Annotated in this window: 20 protein-coding genes; 18 read left to right on the plus strand and 2 right to left on the minus strand. The window is 60.6% G+C overall.

Translation table 11 applies throughout. The features are described 5' to 3' along the window. The first annotated feature begins 154 nt into the window (after positions 1-154). The 18 genes from maeB to eutR all read left to right on the plus strand — a co-directional run bounded on the left by maeB (position 155) and on the right by eutR (position 17,538). Positions 155-2,434 (plus strand): NADP-dependent oxaloacetate-decarboxylating malate dehydrogenase, encoded by a 2,280-nt coding sequence (gene maeB, locus LGL98_RS06690; RefSeq protein ID WP_136029958.1) that lies wholly within the window; start codon positions 155-157, stop codon positions 2,432-2,434. 217 nt (positions 2,435-2,651) lie between these two features. After that, positions 2,652-2,987 (plus strand): ethanolamine utilization microcompartment protein EutS, encoded by a 336-nt coding sequence (gene eutS / locus LGL98_RS06695; RefSeq protein WP_002913729.1) that lies wholly within the window; start codon positions 2,652-2,654, stop codon positions 2,985-2,987. 12 nt (positions 2,988-2,999) lie between these two features. Continuing rightward, entirely contained in the window at positions 3,000-3,479 is a 480-nt protein-coding gene (gene eutP, locus LGL98_RS06700) for an ethanolamine utilization acetate kinase EutP (protein WP_136029956.1), read from the plus strand. After that, a complete protein-coding gene (eutQ, locus tag LGL98_RS06705) occupies positions 3,457-4,152 on the plus strand; it encodes an ethanolamine utilization acetate kinase EutQ (RefSeq protein ID WP_136029954.1) in 696 nt (231 codons plus the stop codon). Before eutP ends, eutQ begins: the two co-directional genes overlap by 23 nt. Then, on the plus strand, positions 4,149-4,955 hold the full coding sequence (gene eutT / locus LGL98_RS06710) for an ethanolamine utilization cob(I)yrinic acid a,c-diamide adenosyltransferase EutT (protein WP_136029953.1): 807 nt from the start codon (positions 4,149-4,151) through the stop codon (positions 4,953-4,955). The genes eutQ and eutT overlap by 4 nt, the downstream gene beginning before the upstream one ends. After that, a complete protein-coding gene (pta, locus tag LGL98_RS06715) occupies positions 4,945-5,961 on the plus strand; it encodes a phosphate acetyltransferase (protein WP_136029951.1) in 1,017 nt (338 codons plus the stop codon). The genes eutT and pta overlap by 11 nt, the downstream gene beginning before the upstream one ends. A 38-nt stretch (positions 5,962-5,999) precedes the next feature. Beyond that, a complete protein-coding gene (gene eutM, locus LGL98_RS06720; RefSeq protein ID WP_000387720.1) occupies positions 6,000-6,290 on the plus strand; it encodes an ethanolamine utilization microcompartment protein EutM in 291 nt (96 codons plus the stop codon). A gap of 127 nt (positions 6,291-6,417) precedes the next feature. Next, positions 6,418-6,705 carry an ethanolamine utilization microcompartment protein EutN gene (gene eutN, locus LGL98_RS06725; RefSeq protein WP_025711464.1) on the plus strand — a complete coding sequence of 96 codons (288 nt, stop codon included), beginning with the start codon at positions 6,418-6,420 and terminating at the stop codon, positions 6,703-6,705. 11 nt (positions 6,706-6,716) lie between these two features. Then, positions 6,717-8,120, plus strand: a complete 1,404-nt coding sequence (locus LGL98_RS06730) for an aldehyde dehydrogenase family protein (RefSeq protein WP_136029949.1) — start codon at positions 6,717-6,719, stop codon at positions 8,118-8,120. 9 nt (positions 8,121-8,129) lie between these two features. Continuing rightward, a complete protein-coding gene (gene eutJ, locus LGL98_RS06735; protein WP_136029947.1) occupies positions 8,130-8,969 on the plus strand; it encodes an ethanolamine utilization protein EutJ in 840 nt (279 codons plus the stop codon). Further along, positions 8,959-10,146: an ethanolamine utilization ethanol dehydrogenase EutG gene (eutG, locus tag LGL98_RS06740; protein WP_136029945.1), complete on the plus strand. Its 1,188-nt coding sequence runs from the start codon at positions 8,959-8,961 to the stop codon at positions 10,144-10,146. Before eutJ ends, eutG begins: the two co-directional genes overlap by 11 nt. A 199-nt stretch (positions 10,147-10,345) precedes the next feature. After that, the gene (gene eutH, locus LGL98_RS06745; RefSeq protein WP_136029943.1) at positions 10,346-11,584 is read left to right on the plus strand and encodes an ethanolamine utilization protein EutH; all 1,239 of its coding nucleotides are present in this window, start codon (positions 10,346-10,348) and stop codon (positions 11,582-11,584) included. Further along, entirely contained in the window at positions 11,581-12,984 is a 1,404-nt protein-coding gene (gene eutA, locus LGL98_RS06750; RefSeq protein ID WP_136029942.1) for an ethanolamine ammonia-lyase reactivating factor EutA, read from the plus strand. The genes eutH and eutA overlap by 4 nt, the downstream gene beginning before the upstream one ends. 11 nt (positions 12,985-12,995) lie before the next feature. Further along, a complete protein-coding gene (eutB, locus tag LGL98_RS06755; protein WP_136029940.1) occupies positions 12,996-14,357 on the plus strand; it encodes an ethanolamine ammonia-lyase subunit alpha in 1,362 nt (453 codons plus the stop codon). A 20-nt stretch (positions 14,358-14,377) separates the two neighbouring features. Continuing rightward, the gene (gene eutC / locus LGL98_RS06760; RefSeq protein WP_136029938.1) at positions 14,378-15,274 is read left to right on the plus strand and encodes an ethanolamine ammonia-lyase subunit EutC; all 897 of its coding nucleotides are present in this window, start codon (positions 14,378-14,380) and stop codon (positions 15,272-15,274) included. A gap of 9 nt (positions 15,275-15,283) precedes the next feature. Beyond that, complete coding sequence (gene eutL, locus LGL98_RS06765; protein ID WP_025711455.1) at positions 15,284-15,943, plus strand: ethanolamine utilization microcompartment protein EutL; 660 nt, start codon at positions 15,284-15,286, stop codon at positions 15,941-15,943. Positions 15,944-15,954: 11 nt separating this feature from the next. Further along, positions 15,955-16,440: an ethanolamine utilization microcompartment protein EutK gene (gene eutK / locus LGL98_RS06770; RefSeq protein WP_136029936.1), complete on the plus strand. Its 486-nt coding sequence runs from the start codon at positions 15,955-15,957 to the stop codon at positions 16,438-16,440. Positions 16,441-16,485: 45 nt separating this feature from the next. After that, complete coding sequence (gene eutR, locus LGL98_RS06775; protein WP_136029935.1) at positions 16,486-17,538, plus strand: HTH-type transcriptional regulator EutR; 1,053 nt, start codon at positions 16,486-16,488, stop codon at positions 17,536-17,538. A gap of 43 nt (positions 17,539-17,581) precedes the next feature. Here the strand turns inward: eutR and hemF are convergent, their stop codons facing one another. Together hemF and amiA are read right to left on the minus strand one after the other, a co-directional pair. Next, a complete protein-coding gene (gene hemF, locus LGL98_RS06780) occupies positions 17,582-18,481 on the minus strand; it encodes an oxygen-dependent coproporphyrinogen oxidase (protein WP_136029932.1) in 900 nt (299 codons plus the stop codon). Continuing rightward, positions 18,481-19,353 (minus strand): N-acetylmuramoyl-L-alanine amidase AmiA, encoded by an 873-nt coding sequence (gene amiA, locus LGL98_RS06785; RefSeq protein WP_025711451.1) that lies wholly within the window; start codon positions 19,351-19,353, stop codon positions 18,481-18,483. The genes hemF and amiA overlap by 1 nt, the downstream gene beginning before the upstream one ends. Positions 19,354-19,554: the final 201 nt, after the last annotated feature.

The following is a 19,554-nucleotide window of genomic DNA, read 5'->3' on the forward strand; positions in this document are numbered from 1 at the left end:
GATAACAACTAAATCATAACGATGACCAGAGTTTGGCGGTGTTCAAAGTTTATCGCCCCGCCAGGAGGGATACTGTCTGCCACTGAAAGGTGAACGACAGGATGGTCATCACGCTTTTCCCCTACGAACGATACGTGAAAGAAAGGAATAGAAAATGGATGAGCAGTTAAAACAGAGCGCCCTCGACTTCCACGAATTTCCGGTTCCCGGAAAAATCCAGGTCTCGCCGACCAAACCTCTTGCCACCCAGCGCGATCTGGCGCTGGCCTACTCACCGGGCGTCGCGGCCCCCTGCCTGGAAATCGAAAAAGATCCGCTGGCGGCCTACAAATATACCGCTCGCGGCAACCTGGTGGCGGTGGTCTCCAACGGCACCGCAGTGCTGGGGCTCGGCAATATCGGCGCGCTGGCCGGCAAGCCGGTAATGGAGGGCAAAGGCGTCCTGTTTAAGAAATTTGCCGGTATCGATGTATTTGATATCGAAGTCGATGAGCTGGATCCGGACAAATTTATTAACGTCGTCGCCGCCCTCGAGCCGACCTTCGGCGGTATCAACCTGGAAGATATTAAAGCGCCGGAGTGTTTCTACATCGAACAGCAGCTGCGCGAGCGGATGAATATTCCGGTTTTCCACGACGATCAGCACGGTACGGCGATCATCAGCACCGCGGCGATCCTCAACGGCCTGCGCGTTGTCGAGAAGAATCTCTCCGATGTGCGGATGGTGGTTTCCGGCGCAGGTGCGGCGGCGATCGCCTGTATGAACCTGCTGGTAGCGCTGGGTATGCAAAAGCACAACATCGTGGTCTGCGATTCGAAAGGCGTTATCTATAAGGACCGTGAGCCGAACATGGCGGAAACCAAAGCCGCCTACGCGGTGGAAGACGACGGCAAACGCACCCTGGATGACGTGATCAACGGCGCCGACATTTTCCTCGGCTGCTCTGGCCCGAAAGTGCTGACCCCGGAGATGGTGAAGAAGATGGCGCGCGCGCCGCTGATCCTTGCCCTGGCCAACCCGGAGCCGGAAATTCTGCCGCCGCTGGCGAAGCAGGTCCGTGATGACGCCATCATCTGCACCGGTCGCTCCGACTACCCTAACCAGGTTAACAACGTACTTTGCTTCCCGTTCATCTTCCGCGGTGCGCTGGACGTCGGCGCGACGGCAATCAATGAAGAGATGAAGCTGGCGGCGGTGCACGCGATTGCCGAGCTGGCCCATGCCGAGCAGAGCGAAGTGGTGGCCTCCGCCTATGGCGATCAGGATTTAAGCTTTGGTCCGGAGTACATCATTCCGAAACCATTCGACCCGCGGCTGATCGTCAAGATCGCCCCCGCGGTGGCGAAGGCGGCGATGGACTCCGGTGTGGCGACGCGCCCGATTGCCGATTTTGACGCCTATATCGAGAAGCTGAGTGAGTTCGTCTATAAAACCAACCTGTTTATGAAACCTATCTTCTCCCAGGCGCGCAAAGAGCCGAAGCGCGTGGTGCTGGCGGAAGGGGAAGAGACCCGGGTGCTACATGCCACCCAGGAGCTGGTATCGCTGGGACTGGCCAAACCTATTCTGGTGGGGCGCCCGAGCGTGATTGAAATGCGCATCCAGAAGCTGGGCCTGCAGATCAAGGCCGGCGTTGACTTTGAGATCGTCAATAATGAATCCGACCCGCGGTTTAAAGAATACTGGAGCGAGTACTACCAGCTGATGAAGCGCCGCGGCATTACCCAGGAGCAAGCGCAGCGGGCGGTGATTAGCAATACCACGGTGATTGGGGCCATCATGGTTCATCGCGGTGAAGCGGATGCGATGATCTGCGGGACTATTGGCGAGTACCATGACCACTACCGCGTGGTGCAGCCGCTGTTTGGCTATCGCGACGGCGTCAGCACCGCCGGGGCGATGAATGCGCTGCTGCTGCCGAGCGGCAACACCTTTATCGCCGACACCTATGTCAATCACGATCCATCACCGGAAGAGTTGGCGGAGATCACCCTGATGGCGGCGGAAAGCGTGCGTCGCTTTGGTATTGAGCCGCGAGTGGCATTGCTGTCGCACTCCAACTTTGGCTCTGCCGACTGCCCGTCAGCCAGCAAAATGCGTAAAACCCTCGAGCTGGTGAAGGCGAGCGCCCCGGAGCTGATGATCGATGGCGAAATGCATGGCGACGCCGCGCTGGTGGAGAGCATCCGCAACGATCGCATGCCGGACAGCCCGCTGAAGGGGGCGGCCAATATTCTGGTGATGCCGAATATGGAAGCTGCCCGGATCAGCTATAACCTGCTGCGCGTCTCCAGTTCGGAAGGGGTAACCGTCGGGCCAGTGCTGATGGGGGTGGCGAAGCCCGTGCATATCCTGACGCCGATTGCCTCCGTGCGCCGCATTGTGAATATGGTGGCGTTAGCGGTTGTCGAAGCGCAAACCGAGCCGCTGTAATCTTCTTTTTTCCCGTTAACGCGCGGAGAGTTTTCCGCGCACAATATCAGGCAGGCCGGCAGGTAAAAACGCTGAGCCTGCCTTTTTAATTTAGCCGCCCTGTTATTTTCTCTTCTTAGTGATCCACTTCACCTTTTAAACCCACTTGCCGAAATTTGTTATTTGCCACGCTGAAATACCCTCACCATAAGGACAGATTTCAGGGGGGCAATTAGCCATGGATAAAGAACGCATTATTCAGGAATTCGTACCAGGCAAACAGGTTACGCTGGCGCATTTGATTGCTCACCCGGGAGCGGAACTTGCGAAAAAGATCGGCGTTCCCGAATCCGGCGCTATCGGCATTATGACGCTAACACCGGGGGAAACGGCGATGATTGCCGGGGATCTGGCAATGAAGGCTGCCGATGTTCATATCGGTTTTCTCGACCGGTTTAGCGGCGCGCTGGTGATATACGGATCGGTCGGCGCGGTGGAGGAGGCGCTCCTGCAGACCATCGGCGGGTTAGGCCGATTATTAAATTATACCTTGTGCGAATTAACGAAAAGTTAATTGAGAGCGACCATGAAGCGTATTGCAATTGTCGGCGCCGTCGGCGCAGGTAAAACCACGCTATTTAATGCCCTGCAGGGAAATTATTCCCTCGCCCGAAAAACGCAGGCGCTGGAATTTAACGATCGCGGTGACATCGATACGCCTGGGGAATATTTCAGCCATCCCCGCTGGTATCACGCCTTAATTACCACGCTACAGGATGTGGACATCCTGATTTATGTCCATGCGGCCAATGATACCGAATGTCGTCTGCCTCCCGGGTTACTGAATATTGGCAGCCGAAAGCACCTTATCGTCGCGATCAGCAAAACAGACCTCCCGGATGCCAACGTCGCCGCGGTACGGCAACTGCTGGAGAGGATGGGGTTCCAGGCGCCGGTTTTCGCCCTCAACGGTTGCGATCCGCAAAGCGTCGCACCTTTGGAAAATTACTTGAGTGAGCTCAGCCAAAAGGAGGAAGGGCCAGGTGAAGAAACTCATTACCGCTAACGATATTCGTGCCGCCCACGCGCGCGGCGAACAGACGATGTCGGTCGTTCTGCGTGCCAGCATCATTACCCCGGAAGCGCGCGAAGTCGCCGAGCTGCTGGGATTCACTATCACCGAAGACGATGGCGCGGCGCCAGCGCCGGCGGCGACAGCGGCGGACAGCGACAAAACAGAAAGCCAGCGGATCCGCGAAACCATTCTGGCGCAGCTACCGGAAGGCCAGTTTACCGAAAGCCTGGTGGCTCAGCTGATGGAAAAGGTGATGAAGGAGAAGCAGTCCCTGGAACAGGAGGCGATGCAGCCGGGGTTTGACGCAGTGACCGGCAAAGGCGGCATCAAAGTGATCGACGGCAGCAGCGTGAAGTTTGGTCGCTTCGATGGCGCCCAACCGCACTGCGTTGGCTTAACGGACCTGGTGACTGACCAGGATGGCAGCAGCATGGCGGCCGGATTTATGCAGTGGGAGAACGCCTTCTTCCCGTGGACGCTGAACTACGACGAAATCGATATGGTGCTGGAGGGCGAGCTGCATGTGCGCCATCAGGGGGAAACGCTGGTCGCCAAAGCGGGGGACGTCATGTTCATCCCGAAAGGCTCCAGTATTGAATTCGGTACCCCGTCAACGGTGCGCTTCCTGTACGTCGCCTGGCCGGCAAACTGGCAATCGCTATGAACGATTTTATTACCGAAGCGTGGCTCAGGGCGAACCATACGCTCAGCGAAGGCGGTGAAATCCATCTTCCTGCCGACGCTCGCCTGACACCCTCGGCGAGGGAACTGCTGGAAAGTCGGCATCTGCGGGTCAAATTTCTCGACCGCCAGGGGCGCTTGTTTGTCGAGGATGACGAACAGACGCCGCAGCCGGTGCATGTCCTGACCAGCAGCGACCATCCGCCTCAGGCCTGCTGCGAGCTCTGTCGCCAGCCGGTGGGCAAAAAGCCGGACACCCTGACCCACCTGACGGCCGAGATCCTGGTGGCGAAAAACGATCCGCGACTGGCCTTTCGCGCGGTGCTGGACAGCACCATCGCCCTGACGGTGTGGCTGCAAATTGAACTGGCGGAGCCCTGGCAACCGTGGCTGACGGATATTCGTTCACGGCTGGGCAACATCATGCGCGCCGACGCGCTTGAGGAGCCGCTGGCGGCGCAGTCGATAGCCGGATTCAGCGAGGGGCAGCTGCATCGTCTGTCCCATCAGCCGCTGCGTTACCTGGGTCACGATCACCTGGTGCCGGAGGCCCGCCATGGGCGCGAGGTTGCGCTGCTCAATCTGCTGCGCGGCAAAGTGCGCGAGGCGGAGGTGACCGCGGCGCAGGTGTTTATTACGCCGCAATTTGCGGTCCAGCGTGCCGATATTCTACAGGCGCTCAACCGTCTCTCCAGCGCGGTCTACGTGATGATGATCCTGGGCGTGACGGACTCGCCGCCGGCGCTCAGCCAACTGCAGCAGCTGGGAGGGGAAGATGATCATTGACCAGTGCCGCAAACTGGCCCTGCGCGCCCCCGCCAGGGTGGTGTTCCCGGATGCGCTGGACGTTCGGGTGCTGAAGGCCGCGCATTATCTGCAGCAGCAGGGCCTGGCGCATCCGATCCTCGTCGCCAGCCCCTTCGCGCTGCGGCAGTTCGCCCTCAGCAAGCGCCTGCCGCTGACCGGAGTGCAGGTTATCGATCCGCACAGCAACCTGGCGATGCGCGAGGCGTTTGCCGCCGCCTGGCAGGCGCGCGCCGGCGATAAAACGCCCGCTGACGCCGTCGACAAACTGGCCGACCCGCTGATGTTCGCCGCGGCGATGGTCAGTGCCGGGCAGGCCGAGGTGTGTATCGCCGGGAATCTCTCGTCAACCGCCAGCGTGCTGCGCGCCGGTCTGCGCCTGATCGGCCTGCAGCCGGGGTGTAAAACGCTCTCTTCACTGTTTCTGATGCTGCCGCAGTATGCCGGCCAGCCGCTGGGGTTTGCCGACTGCAGCGTGGTACCGCAGCCGACGGCGGCGCAGCTGGCGGATATCGCTATCGCCAGCGCCGAGACCTGGCAAGCGATCACCGGCGAAGCGCCGCGGGTGGCAATGCTGTCCTTCTCGACGCACGGCAGCGCCCGCCATCCCTGTGTGGCTAATGTTCAGCAGGCCACGGAGATGGTGCGTCAACGGGCGCCACAGCTGATGGTCGATGGCGAGCTGCAGTTTGACGCCGCCTTCGTACCGGACGTCGCTGCGCAAAAAGCGCCCGCCAGCCCGCTGCAGGGCCGGGCCAATGTGCTGGTCTTCCCGTCGCTGGAGGCGGGCAACATCGGCTACAAAATCGCCCAGCGGTTGGGCGGGTATCGCGCCATCGGGCCGTTGATCCAGGGCCTGGCCGCACCGCTTCACGACCTCTCGCGAGGCTGTAGCGTAGAGGAAATTATCGAACTGGCGCTGGTGGCGGCAGTACCGCGCCAGGCGGATGCGAGCCGGCTCCCCGACTCGTCCACGCTGGTTGAATGAATGGTCCCGTTCAGGACCCCTTATGAGAGGAAAACACAATGGAAGCATTAGGAATGATTGAAACCCGGGGCCTGGTTGCACTGATTGAGGCCTCTGACGCCATGGTCAAAGCCGCCCGCGTCAAGCTGGTCGGCGTGAAACAAATTGGCGGCGGCCTGGTGACCGCTATGGTGCGCGGTGATGTCGCGGCGTGCAAAGCCGCGACGGATGCCGGGGCAGCGGCGGCTCAGCGTATCGGTGAGCTGGTTTCAGTGCATGTCATCCCGCGCCCGCATGGCGATCTGGAAGAGGTTTTCCCGATCAGCTTTAAGGGCGACAGCAATATCTAACGGGGAGGGTGTGCCGGAAAGTTCGGGCCGGATAAGGCGCCAGCGCGTTGCTATCCGGCAATGACAAGGCATGAATGCCGGATGGTGCAGCGCTTATCCGGCCTGGACATCACACACGGAGACGGACATGAAGCTGGCTGTCGTTACCGGATATGTGGTCTGCACCGTACGTCATGAAGGTCTGGCCCACGACAAACTGCTGATGGTGGAGATGCTCAACGCTCGCGGCGAGCCTGACGGGCAGAGTGCGGTCGCCATCGACAACATTGGCGCGGGATGCGGAGAGTGGGTGCTGCTGGTCAGCGGCAGCTCGGCGCGACAGGCACACGCACAGGGAGCCTCTCCGGTCGATCTGTGTGTGATTGGCATCGTGGATGAGGCTGCGGCCGGTGGTCAGGTGCTCTTCCATAAGTAGGGTGGAAAATCATGAATCAACAGGACATTGAACAGGTGGTGAAAGCGGTACTGCTGAAAATGAAAGACAGCGGACAGCCTGCCGACACCGTTCATGGCATGGGCGTTTTTGCCTCTCTGGATGACGCTGTCGCGGCGGCAAAGGTGGCCCAGCAGGGATTGAAGCGGGTGGCGATGCGCCAGCAGGTGATTCAGGCCATTCGTGAGGCGGGTGAAAAGCATGCCCGGGAACTGGCGGAACTGGCGGTGACCGAGACCGGCATGGGACGCGTGGAGGATAAGTTTGCTAAAAACGTGGCGCAGGCGCGCGGCACACCGGGCGTGGAGTGTCTGACTCCGCAGGTGTTGACCGGCGATAACGGCCTGACGCTGATTGAAAACGCGCCCTGGGGCGTGGTGGCCTCGGTGACGCCGTCCACCAATCCGGCGGCGACGGTGATCAACAACGCCATCAGCCTGATTGCCGCCGGCAACAGCGTGGTCTTCGCCCCTCATCCGGCAGCGAAGAAAGTCTCGCAACGGGCAATTACCCTGCTTAACCAGGCGGTAGTGGCCGCCGGCGGCCCGGCTAACCTGCTGGTGACCGTGGCGAATCCGGATATCGACACCGCCCAGCGGCTGTTTAAGTACCCTGGCATCGGCCTGCTGGTGGTGACCGGCGGCGAAGCGGTGGTCGAGGCGGCGCGCAAACATACCAATAAACGTTTGATTGCCGCCGGGGCCGGCAACCCGCCGGTGGTGGTGGACGACACCGCCGATCTGCCGCGTGCCGCGCAGGCAATCGTCAAGGGCGCCTCGTTTGATAACAACATCATCTGCGCCGACGAGAAGGTGCTGATCGTGGTCGATAGCGTCGCTGACGAGCTGATGCGCCTGATGGAAGGCCAGCAGGCGGTGAAACTCACCGCGGCACAGGCCGAACAGCTCCAGCCGCTGCTGCTGAAAAATATCGACGAGCGTGGCAAAGGCACGGTCAGCCGCGACTGGGTCGGCCGCGATGCGGGCAAAATCGCCGCGGCGATTGGCCTGCAGGTACCGGCGCAAACCCGCCTGCTGTTCGTTGAAACCCCTGCCACCCATCCGTTTGCGGTGACTGAAATGATGATGCCGGTGCTGCCGGTGGTGCGGGTGGCGAACGTCGACGAGGCCATCTCCCTGGCGGTCACGCTGGAAGGCGGTTGCCACCACACGGCGGCAATGCACTCGCGCAACATCGACAACATGAACCAGATGGCGAACGCCATCGACACCAGCATCTTCGTCAAAAACGGACCGTGCATCGCCGGGCTTGGGCTGGGCGGGGAGGGCTGGACCACCATGACTATCACCACCCCAACCGGGGAAGGGGTAACCAGCGCGCGGACCTTCGTTCGTCTGCGCCGCTGTGTGCTGGTGGATGCGTTTCGAATTGTATAAGGGATGAACATGGCGCACGACGAACAACGCTGGCTTTCGCCGCGACTGCAAACGGCGGCGGCCCTGTGTAACCAGACGCCCGCTGCCAGCGACTCACCGCTGTGGCTGGGCATCGATTTGGGCACCTGCGACGTGGTGTCGATGGTGGTCGATAGCGACGGCCAGCCGGTTGCGGTGTGTCTTGACTGGGCCGACGTGGTGCGCGACGGCGTCGTCTGGGACTTCTTTGGCGCTGTCACCCTCGTGCGCCGTCATCTCGATACCCTCGAACAGCAGCTGGGCTGTCGCTTCACCCATGCGGCGACCTCGTTTCCGCCGGGGACCGATCCGCGCATCTCGATCAATGTCCTGGAGTCCGCCGGGCTGGAGGTCAGTCATGTGCTGGATGAGCCGACTGCGGTGGCGGATCTGCTGCAGCTCGATAACGCCGGCGTGGTGGATATCGGCGGCGGCACCACCGGGATCGCCATCGTTAAACAGGGCAAGGTGACGTATTCGGCGGACGAAGCCACCGGCGGCCACCATATCTCCCTGACTCTGGCCGGGAATCACGGCATCGGGCTGGAGGAGGCGGAGCAGTACAAGCGCAGCCACGCCGGGGAGATCTGGCCGGTGGTTAAGCCGGTGTACGAGAAGATGGCCGAGATTGTCGCGCGGCACATTGCCGGAAAAGAGATTGATGATTTGTGGCTGGCGGGCGGCGCCTGTATGCAGCCGGGCGTGCATGCGCTGTTTCGTCAGCGCTTCCCGGCATTACCGGTACATTTGCCGCAGCACAGCCTGTTTATGACCCCGCTGGCAATCGCCAACAGCGGGAAGGAAAAAGCGGAGGGGATCTATGCAAGCTGAACTGCAGACGGCGCTGTTCCAGGCCTTCGACAGCCTGAATCTCCAGCAGGTAAAAAGTTTCAACGTGCCGCCGGTGACGCTGCACGGCGTCGGTGCGCTGGCGGCCTGCGGTCCGCAAGCGCACGCCCGGGGCCTGAAGCATCTGTTTGTCATGGTCGACAGTTTTCTCCATCAGGCGGGAATGACCGCCGGGCTGGAACGTAGCCTGGCGATGAAAGGGATAGCCATAACCCTCTGGCCCTGTCCCGCCGGCGAACCCTGCGTCACCGATGTCTGCGCCGCGGTCGCCCAGTTGCGGGACGCGGGTTGCGATGGGGTGGTGGCTTTCGGCGGCGGGTCGGTGCTGGATGCGGCGAAAGCGGTGGCGCTGCTGGTCGCCAACCCTGAGCAGACGCTGAGCGGTATCACAGAGCACAGCGCATTACATTCACGTCTGCCGCTGATCGCGGTGCCGACCACCGCCGGCACCGGATCAGAAACCACCAACGTGACGGTGATTATCGATGCGGTGAGCGGACGCAAACAGGTGCTGGTGCATGCCTCGCTGATGCCGGATGTAGCGATCCTCGACGCCGCGCTGACCGAAGGCGTTCCCCCGTCTATCACGGCGATGACCGGGATCGATGCGCTGACCCACGCGATCGAGGCCTACAGCGCCCGCCACGCCACACCGTTTACCGACAGTCTGGCGATGGGAGCCATCGCCATGATCGGCGAAGCGCTGCCGAAAGCGGTGGGCTGCGGCCAGGATCTGGCAGCGCGGGAGAACATGCTGCTGGCCTCCTGCATGGCAGGGATGGCGTTCTCCAGTGCCGGGCTGGGGCTATGCCATGCCATGGCGCATCAGCCGGGGGCGGCGCTGCATATTCCGCACGGGCTGGCCAACGCCATGCTGCTGCCGACGGTGATGGAGTTTAACCGCATGGTGCGCCGGGCGCGCTTCAGCCAGATCGGCCGGGCGCTGACCGACAGGAAAACCGATGACCACCAGGCGATTGCCGCCGTACGCGAGCTGATCGCTGATGTGGGCCTGACGATGCGGCTTGCGGATGCTGGTGCGACGCCCGCGCACTTCGCCGCCTGGGCACAGGCGGCGCAGGACGATATCTGTCTGCGCACCAATCCACGCACCGCCAGCCGGGAGCAGATTATCGAGCTGTACGCGGCGGCGCAATAAATGCGGATTTTCCCGGGGACGTGTAGCTGTGACTTTCCCTGCTCGCGCTGTGCTTAGCCGGGCTACAGGATCACAGCCGTCTGCTATGCCGTAGCCCGGGTAAGGCGTTCACGCCACGACCCGGGAAAGTTCCCCGAGTGCGGCTAATGTCCCGGTATTCACAGTATCTACAAATCATAAATGACAGGGAGTAAGGGCTATGGGAATTAACGAAATCATCATGTACATCATGATGTTCTTTATGCTGATTGCCGCCGTGGACAGGATCCTGTCGCAGTTCGGCGGCTCGGCACGCTTCCTCGGCAAACTGGGGAAAAGCATTGAAGGGGCGGGCAGTCAGTTTGAAGAAGGATTTATGGCGATGGGGGCGCTGGGTCTGGCAATGGTCGGGATGACCGCCCTGGCGCCGGTGCTGGCCCATCTGCTCGGCCCGGTGATTATTCCGCTGTATGAGATGCTCGGCGCTAACCCGTCAATGTTCGCCGGCACGCTGCTGGCGTGCGATATGGGTGGTTTCTTCCTCGCTAAAGAACTTGCGGGCGGTGACGTGGCGGCCTGGATGTACTCAGGCCTGATCCTCGGGTCCATGATGGGCCCGACCATTGTGTTCTCCATTCCGGTGGCGCTCGGCATTATCGAACCAACCGATCGCCGCTGGCTGGCGCTCGGCGTGCTGGCGGGCATTGTCACCATTCCCATCGGCTGTATCGCCGGCGGTCTGGTGGCGATGTATTCCGGGGTGGAGATCAACGGCCAGCCGGTAGAGTTTACCTTCGCGCTGATCCTGATGAATATGATCCCGGTGATCATCGTCGCCGTACTGGTGGCGCTGGGGCTGAAGTTTATTCCGGAAAAAATGATCAACGGCTTCCAGATCTTCGCCAAATTCCTCGTGGCGCTGATCACCATCGGCCTGGCGGCGGCGGTGATCAAGTTTCTGCTCGGCTGGGAGCTGATCCCGGGACTCGACCCGATCTTTATGGCGCCTGGCGACCAGCCCGGCGAGGTAATGCGCGCCATCGAAGTGATTGGCTCTATCTCCTGCGTGCTGCTCGGCGCTTACCCAATGGTGCTCCTGCTGACCCGCTGGTTTGAAAAGCCGCTAATGCGCATCGGTAACCTGCTGAAAATCAATAATATGGCTGCTGGCGGTATGGTCGCCACCCTGGCGAATAACATCCCGATGTTCGGCATGATGAAGCAGATGGATACCCGTGGGAAAGTGATCAACTGCGCCTTCTCGGTATCAGCGGCATTCGCGCTGGGCGACCATCTCGGTTTTGCAGCAGCCAACATGCACGCCATGATCTTCCCGATGATCGTCGGCAAGCTGGTCGGCGGCGTTACCGCGATTGGCGTGGCGATGCTGCTGGTGCCGAAAGAGAAAACGATCCCGGCGGTAGAGAAAAGCGACGCTGAAGTGGAGGCACACTCGTGAATACGCGCCAGCTGCTCAGCGTCGGTATTGATATCGGCACCACCACCACGCAGGTGATCTTCTCGCGCCTTGAGCTGGTGAACCGCGCGGCGGTCTCCCAGGTGCCACGCTATGAATTCATCAAACGCGAGATCAGCTGGCAAAGCCCGGTGTGCTTTACGCCGGTCGATAAGCAGGGCGACCTGCAAGAAGCTGAACTGAAGGCGCTGATCCTCGCCCAGTACCAGGCCGCGGGTATCGCCCCGGAAGCGGTGGACTCCGGGGCGATCATCATCACCGGCGAAAGCGCGAAAACCCGTAATGCCCGCCCGGCGGTGATGGCGCTCTCGCAGTCACTGGGCGATTTCGTTGTTGCCAGCGCCGGGCCGCACCTTGAATCGGTCATTGCCGGCCACGGCGCCGGGGCGCAAGCCCTGTCCCAGCAGCGAATGTGTCGGGTGCTCAATATCGATATCGGCGGCGGCACGTCGAACTATGCCCTGTTTGCATCCGGTAAAGCGATCGGCACCGCCTGCCTTAACGTCGGCGGCCGGCTACTGGAGACCGACGGCCAGGGCCGGGTGACCTACGCCCATCAGCCGGGCCAGCGTATTGTCGATGCGGTCTTCGGCCCGGGAACCGATGCTTTAGCGTTGACTGCGGGTCAGCTGGCGCAGGTGGCGCGCCGGATGGCGGCGCTGATCGTCGAGGTGATCGAGGGCACCCTCTCACCGCTGGCGCAGGCGCTGATGCAAACGGGTTTACTGCCGGCGGGTGTTCAGCCTGAGGTGATTACGCTTTCCGGTGGGGTGGGGGAGTGCTATCGCCATCAGCCCGCCGATCCTTTCTGCTTTTCCGATATTGGGCCGCTGCTTGCCACGGCCCTGCATGAGCACCCGCGACTGCAGGCGATGAACGTGCAGTTCCCGGCGCAGACCGTGCGCGCCACGGTGATTGGCGCCGGGGCGCATACCCTGTCGCTGTCCGGAAGCACCATCTGGCTGGAGGGGGTTCAGCTGCCGCTGCGCAATCTACCGGTGGCCATCCCGCAGGATGCCGCCGATCTGCCGAACGCCTGGCTGCAGGCGTTGACGCAGCTTGACCTGGCCCCCGACGCGGACGCTTACGTGCTGGCGCTTCCCGCTTCACTTCCGGTGCGCTACGCCACCTTACTGGCGGTGATTGACGCCTTGCTGGCGTTTGTTGCCCGCTTTCCTAATCCCCACCCGCTGCTGGTGGTGGCTGAGCAGGATTTTGGTAAAGCGCTGGGCATGCTGCTGCGGCCTCAGCTACCACACCTTCCGCTGGCGGTCATTGATGAGGTGAGCGTGCGGGCGGGGGACTATATCGACATTGGTACGCCTCTTTTTGGCGGATCGGTTGTGCCGGTGACGGTGAAATCACTCGCATTTCCTTCCTGAGGGAACGACTTATGAAACTAAAGACCACATTGTTCGGCAATGTTTATCAGTTTAAGGATGTAAAAGAGGTACTGGCGAAAGCCAACGAACTACGTTCGGGGGATGTGCTGGCGGGCGTGGCGGCGGAGAGTTCGCAGCAGCGCGTGGCGGCCAAGCAGGTGTTGTCGGAGATGACGGTGGCGGATATCCGCAATAATCCGGTGATCCCGTACGAGGAGGACTGCGTGACGCGCCTGATTCAGGACGATGTCAACGAAACCGCCTATAACCGTATCAAAAACTGGACCATCAGCGACCTGCGTGAATACGTGCTGAGCGATGAAACTTCCGTGGATGACATCGCTTTCACGCGCAAGGGGTTAACTTCAGAAGTGGTGGCGGCGGTGGCCAAGATCTGCTCCAACGCCGATCTGATCTACGGCGGAAAAAAAATGCCGGTGATCAAAAAAGCCAATACCACCATCGGTATTCCGGGGACCTTCAGTTGCCGCCTGCAGCCGAACGACACCCGTGACGATGTGCAGAGTATTGCTGCGCAAATCTATGAAGGGCTTTCTTTTGGCGCGGGTGACGCGGTGATCGGCGTTAACCCGGTCACTGACGACGTGGAGAACCTGAGCCGGGTGCTGGATACGGTGTACGGGGTTATCGACAAATTTAACATCCCGACCCAGGGCTGCGTGCTGGCGCACGTTACCACCCAGATCGAAGCCATCCGCCGCGGCGCGCCGGGGGGGCTTATCTTCCAGAGCATCTGCGGCAGTGAAAAAGGGCTTAAAGAGTTCGGTGTCGAGCTGGCGATGCTTGATGAAGCGCGGGCGGTGGGAGCGGAGTTTAACCGCATCGCCGGGGAGAACTGTCTTTACTTTGAAACCGGGCAAGGCTCGGCGCTTTCCGCGGGCGCTAACTTCGGCGCCGATCAGGTCACCATGGAAGCGCGTAACTATGGCCTGGCGCGGCACTACGATCCGTTCCTCGTCAATACCGTGGTGGGCTTTATCGGGCCGGAGTACCTCTATAACGACCGGCAAATTATTCGCGCCGGGCTGGAAGACCACTTTATGGGCAAGCTGAGCGGCATCTCGATGGGCTGCGACTGCTGCTACACCAACCATGCCGATGCTGACCAGAACCTCAACGAAAACCTGATGATCCTGCTGGCGACCGCTGGCTGCAACTACATCATGGGTATGCCGCTCGGTGACGACATCATGCTCAACTACCAGACCACCGCCTTCCACGACACTGCGACCGTGCGCCAGCTGTTGGGCCTGCGGCCGTCGCCGGAATTTGAACGCTGGCTGGAAACGATGGGCATTATGGCAAATGGTCGCCTGACCAAACGGGCGGGCGATCCGTCACTGTTCTTCTGATGACGCGGGGATGACACATCATGGATCAAAAACAGATTGAAGACATTGTACGCAGCGTAATGGCGTCAATGGGACAACCACAGCCACAGGCCCCCGCAGCATCGACGCCGGCCTGTGAAACGAAACCGTGCGCAGCAGATGTCACGGCGGAGAGCTGCGCCCTGGATCTGGGTTCAGCAGAAGCGAAAGCCTGGATCGGCGTAGAAAACCCGCATCGCCCTGAGGTGCTCACCGAGCTGCGGCGCAGTACTGCGGCGCGCGTCTGCACCGGCCGCGCCGGGCCGCGTCCGCGCACCCTGGCGCTGCTGCGCTTCCTGGCGGATCACTCGCGTTCGAAAGACACGGTGCTTAAAGAGGTGCCAGAGGCGTGGGTGAAAGCGCAGGGGCTGCTGGAAGTGCATTCGGAAATTAGCGACAAAAATCACTACCTGACGCGGCCCGATCTGGGGCGCCGTCTCAGTCCGGAGGCCATCGATGCGTTGAAGGCGCAGTGCGTGATGGATCCGGATGTGCAGGTGGTGGTCTCCGATGGCCTGTCGAGGGATGCCATCACCGCCAACTATGAAGAGATCCTGCCGCCGCTGCTTGCTGGCCTGAAGCAGGCGGGGCTGAAGGTCGGCACACCGTTCTTCGTACGCTATGGCCGCGTCAAGATTGAAGATCAGATCGGCGAGATCCTCGGCGCGAAGGTGGTGATCCTGCTGGTTGGCGAGCGCCCGGGACTTGGCCAGTCGGAGAGTCTCTCCTGCTACGCGGTCTACTCCCCGCGGGTAGCGACCACCGTTGAGGCCGACCGGACCTGTATCTCTAATATCCATCAGGGCGGTACCCCGCCGGTAGAAGCCGCCGCGGTGATCGTGGATTTAGCCAAACGCATGCTGGAGCAGAAAGCCTCCGGCATCAATATGAGCCGTTAAGGAGGCATCATGCCAGCATTAGATTTGATTCGACCCTCAGTCACCGCCATGCGCGTGATTGCCTCGGTGAATGACGGTTTCGCGCGCGAACTGAAATTACCGCCGCATATACGGAGTCTCGGGCTCATCACGGCAGATTCGGATGACGTGACGTATATTGCCGCCGACGAAGCGACTAAACAGGCGATGGTGGAAGTGGTCTATGGCCGCTCTCTGTACGCCGGCGCGGCACACGGCCCGTCGCCCACCGCCGGCGAAGTGCTGATTATGCTGGGTGGCCCGAACCCGGCGGAAGTTCGCGCCGGGCTGGATGCGATGGTGGCGCATATTGAAAGCGGGGCGGCATTCCAGTGGGCTAACGACGCGCAAGATACCGCCTTTCTGGCGCATGTGGTGTCGCGTACCGGCTCTTATCTTTCATCGACCGCTGGCATCGCGTTGGGCGATCCGATCGCTTATCTGGTGGCGCCGCCGCTGGAGGCGACGTTTGGTATCGATGCGGCGATGAAGTCGGCCGATGTCCAGCTGGTGACCTACGTGCCGCCGCCATCGGAAACCAACTATTCGGCCGCCTTTTTGACGGGAAGCCAGGCCGCCTGTAAAGCCGCCTGCAATGCCTTTACCGATGCCGTTCTCGATATTGCCCGTCATCCTGTACAGCGTGCGTAATGGAGGGAGCGATGATCAATGCGCTGGGATTGCTCGAAGTGGAGGGCATGGTCGCTGCTGTAGACGCCGCGGATGCCATGCTTAAGGCGGCCAATGTGCGCCTGCTCAGTCATGAAGTGCTCGACCCCGGCAGGTTAACGCTGGTGGTGGAGGGCGACCTGGCGGCCTGCCGCGCCGCGCTGGATGCCGGGTCCGCCGCTGCCCGGCGGACCGGCTGTGTGATCAGCCGTCGGGAAATTGGCCGGCCGGAAGAGGATACCCAGCGGCTGATCGGCGGTTTTCAGCCACCGCCGCCGGCGCCCCAGCCGCCTGCTGACACGGCATCATCGGAAGCGTTACTGACGCTGCTGGCTTCAGTTCGTCAGGGCATGACGGCCGGCGAGGTGGCCGCGCATTTTGCCTGGCCGCTGGATAAGGCCCGCCAGGCGCTGGAGCAGCTCTTTTCCGCAGGGACGCTACGAAAACGCAGTAGCCGCTATCGTCTCAAAAATCCATAACCTGTCGGAGGTGCCGGGAGCGGCTTGCCCCCGGCTTTAACGATTATGAAAAAGCGTCGTTCTGCAAATTTGCACCATCTCTGCTGCGAAGCGTTACCTGAAGACACCAGGCTGACGCCCCAGGTTGAAATTGACAATATTCATCAACGACACACAACCGATGTATATGAGCATGCCCTGACCATTACCGCCTGGCAACAGATCTACGATCAGCTGCATCCGGGTCAGTTTCGCGGCGAGTTTACCGAAATTCTGCTCGATGAGATCCAGGTCTTTCGCGAATATACCGGGTTGGCGCTGCGCCAGTCCTGCCTGGTCTGGCCTAACTCCTTTTGGTTTGGTATTCCGGCGGTGCGGGGAGAGCAGGGGTTTATCGGCTCGCAGTGCCTGGGCCGGGCAGAAATCGCCACCCGTCCCGGCGGCACAGAGTTCGAGCTGAGCACGCCGGATGATTACACCATCCTCGGGGTGGTGATTTCAGAGGAGGTGATTGCGCGTCACGCCAGTTTCCTGCACCACCCGGAACGGGTGCTACATATGCTACGCAACCAGTCTGCGCTGGCGGTCCGCGAGCCGCATAAGGCCGCGCTGTGGGGGTTTGTCCAGCAGGCGCTGGCCACCTTTAGCGAGCATCCGGATACTCTTCATCAGCCGGCAGTGCGTAAGGTCCTGCGGGATAATCTGTTGCTGGCGATGGGCACGATGCTCGAAGAGGCGCAGCCGATGGTGAGTGCAGAGAGCGTCAGCCACCAGAGCTACCGTCGACTGCTGGCGCGGGCGCGTGAATATGTGCTGGAAAACAGCGCAGAGCCGTTAACCGTGCTCGATCTGTGTCAGCAGCTGCACGTCAGCCGGCGTACTTTGCAAAACGCCTTCCATGCGATTCTGGGGATTGGTCCTAACGCCTGGCTCAAACGGATCCGCCTGAACGCCGTCCGCCGGGAGCTGATAAGCCCCTGGTCGCAGCGGGAGACCGTCAAGGAGGCGGCCATGCAGTGGGGATTCTGGCATCTGGGGCAGTTCGCCACCGACTATCAGCAGCTGTTTGCCGAAAAACCGTCGATGACGCTGCACCACCGCCTGCGCCAGTGGGTGTGAGCGAAGCGACGCCGCTGCCGGGTGGCCAGCCGCCATCCGGCCGTTACAGCCAGTCGCGCACCTGAATAAACTCGCTCAGCGCCGCTTCGGGGCTGCCGGCCTCGGGCTGATAATCATATTCCCAGCGCACCAGCGGCGGCATCGACATCAGAATCGACTCCGTACGCCCACCGGTCTGCAGGCCGAACAGGGTGCCGCGGTCCCAGACCAGATTGAACTCGACGTAGCGGCCGCGGCGATAAAGCTGAAAGTGGCGCTCGCGTTCGCCGTACGGCGTGGCTTTCCGGCGTTCGACGATGGGTAAATAGGCGTCAGCATAGCCGTTTCCGACCGCCTGCATAAAGGCGAAGCAGTGGTCAAAATCCGGGGTGTTCAGATCGTCAAAGAACAGACCGCCGATGCCGCGCTGTTCCTGGCGGTGCTTGAGATAGAAGTAATCATCACACCATTTTTTATAGCGCGGATAGACTTCCTCGCCAAACGGCAGACACAGATCGCGGGCGGTACGATGCCAGTGGACGGCATCCTCTTCAAAGCCGTAGTAAGGGGTTAAATCAAAGCCGCCGCCGAACCACCACACCGGGTCGGCGCCAGGCTTTTCGGCAATAAAGAACCGCACGTTGGCATGGCTGGTGGGCACGTAGGGGTTCAGCGGATGAACCACCAGCGAGACGCCCATGGCTTCAAAACTGCGTCCGGCCAGTTCCGGGCGGTGCGCGGTAGCGGAGGCTGGCATGGCGTCGCCGTGAACATGGGAGAAGTTGACCCCGGCCTGCTCGAAGACGTTACCTTCACGCAGCACCCGGCTGCGTCCGCCACCGCCGCCTTCCCGCTGCCAGGCGTCTTCAACAAACGGCGCGCCATCGACAGCACTCAGCTGCTGGCAAAGGCTGTCCTGGAGCTGGAGCAAAAAAGTTTTAACCTGCGCGGCATCGGGTTTCATTAACGTCTCTTCGAATGGGCTTTCTGGTTATCGAACCAGTGGAAATAACTGATAATGCCGTTGGCAATCGCGGTAGCGATTTTCTGCCGGAAAGCGGTGGTGCCGAGCAGTTTTTCCTCGTTCGGGTTAGTAATAAACGAGGTTTCCACCAGTACGGATGGAATGGAAGGCGACTTTAGCACCACAAAGGCCGCCTGTTCGGTATTGCGGCTGTGCAGTTTATGCACCGGCTTGATCTTTTTCAGGATATGCGAGCCCAGCGTCAGGCTGTTTTTAATGGTGTCAGTCTGCACCAGGTCGAACAGTACCTGCTGCAGCAGATGATCTTTATCCGTCGCTTTCTTACCGGCGACCTCATCGGCGCGGTTTTCGCGATCGGAGAGATATTTCGCCATAGCGCTACTGGCGCCGCGGTTTGACAGGGCGAACACCGAGGCGCCGGCGGCGCTCGGGTTGGTGAAGCCATCGGCGTGGATTGACATAAACAGATCGGCGCCGTGCTGATGGGCGATCTCCACCCGGTCATAAAGCGGAATAAAAGTATCGCCGGTGCGGGTCAGGCGGGCGTCGATGCCGTTGCTGCGCAGAATGCTGCGCACGTTTTTAGCGATCGCCAGCACCACATGCTTTTCTTTCGAGCCGTTGTGGCCGATAGCTCCGGTGTCGATACCGCCATGGCCCGGGTCGAGCATCACAATGCGGCGGCCCCCGGCCTTTTTGGCGGCGGGCTTGCTGTGTCCATTTGATGTTTTCAGTGGCTGCTCTTTTGCGCTGACCTGCGCGGCGACGCCACTCAGCGTCATCGCAGCCAGCCCGGCTTTCAGCACCTGACGGCGCGAAGCAAGTATTTTTAAAGGTTTAAAAGTGCTCATTCGGCCTGAATTGTAAACAAGTGATGTCCAATGTTATATCGTATCGCGTTTGCCGTTACGACCATTCAAAATAAGAATTGTTTTACTTTTCATTTCAATACATGACAAAGTCATATTATGCCATTTTTTGTCGCTGATTTCGCCTGATATTGGCTATCAGTTATATTCGCGCCATAATCACTGTTTTTAACCGTCAATGGT

Source organism: Klebsiella africana (assembly GCF_020526085.1).
In the GTDB taxonomy this organism is placed as follows: Bacteria; Pseudomonadota; Gammaproteobacteria; order Enterobacterales; family Enterobacteriaceae; genus Klebsiella; species Klebsiella africana.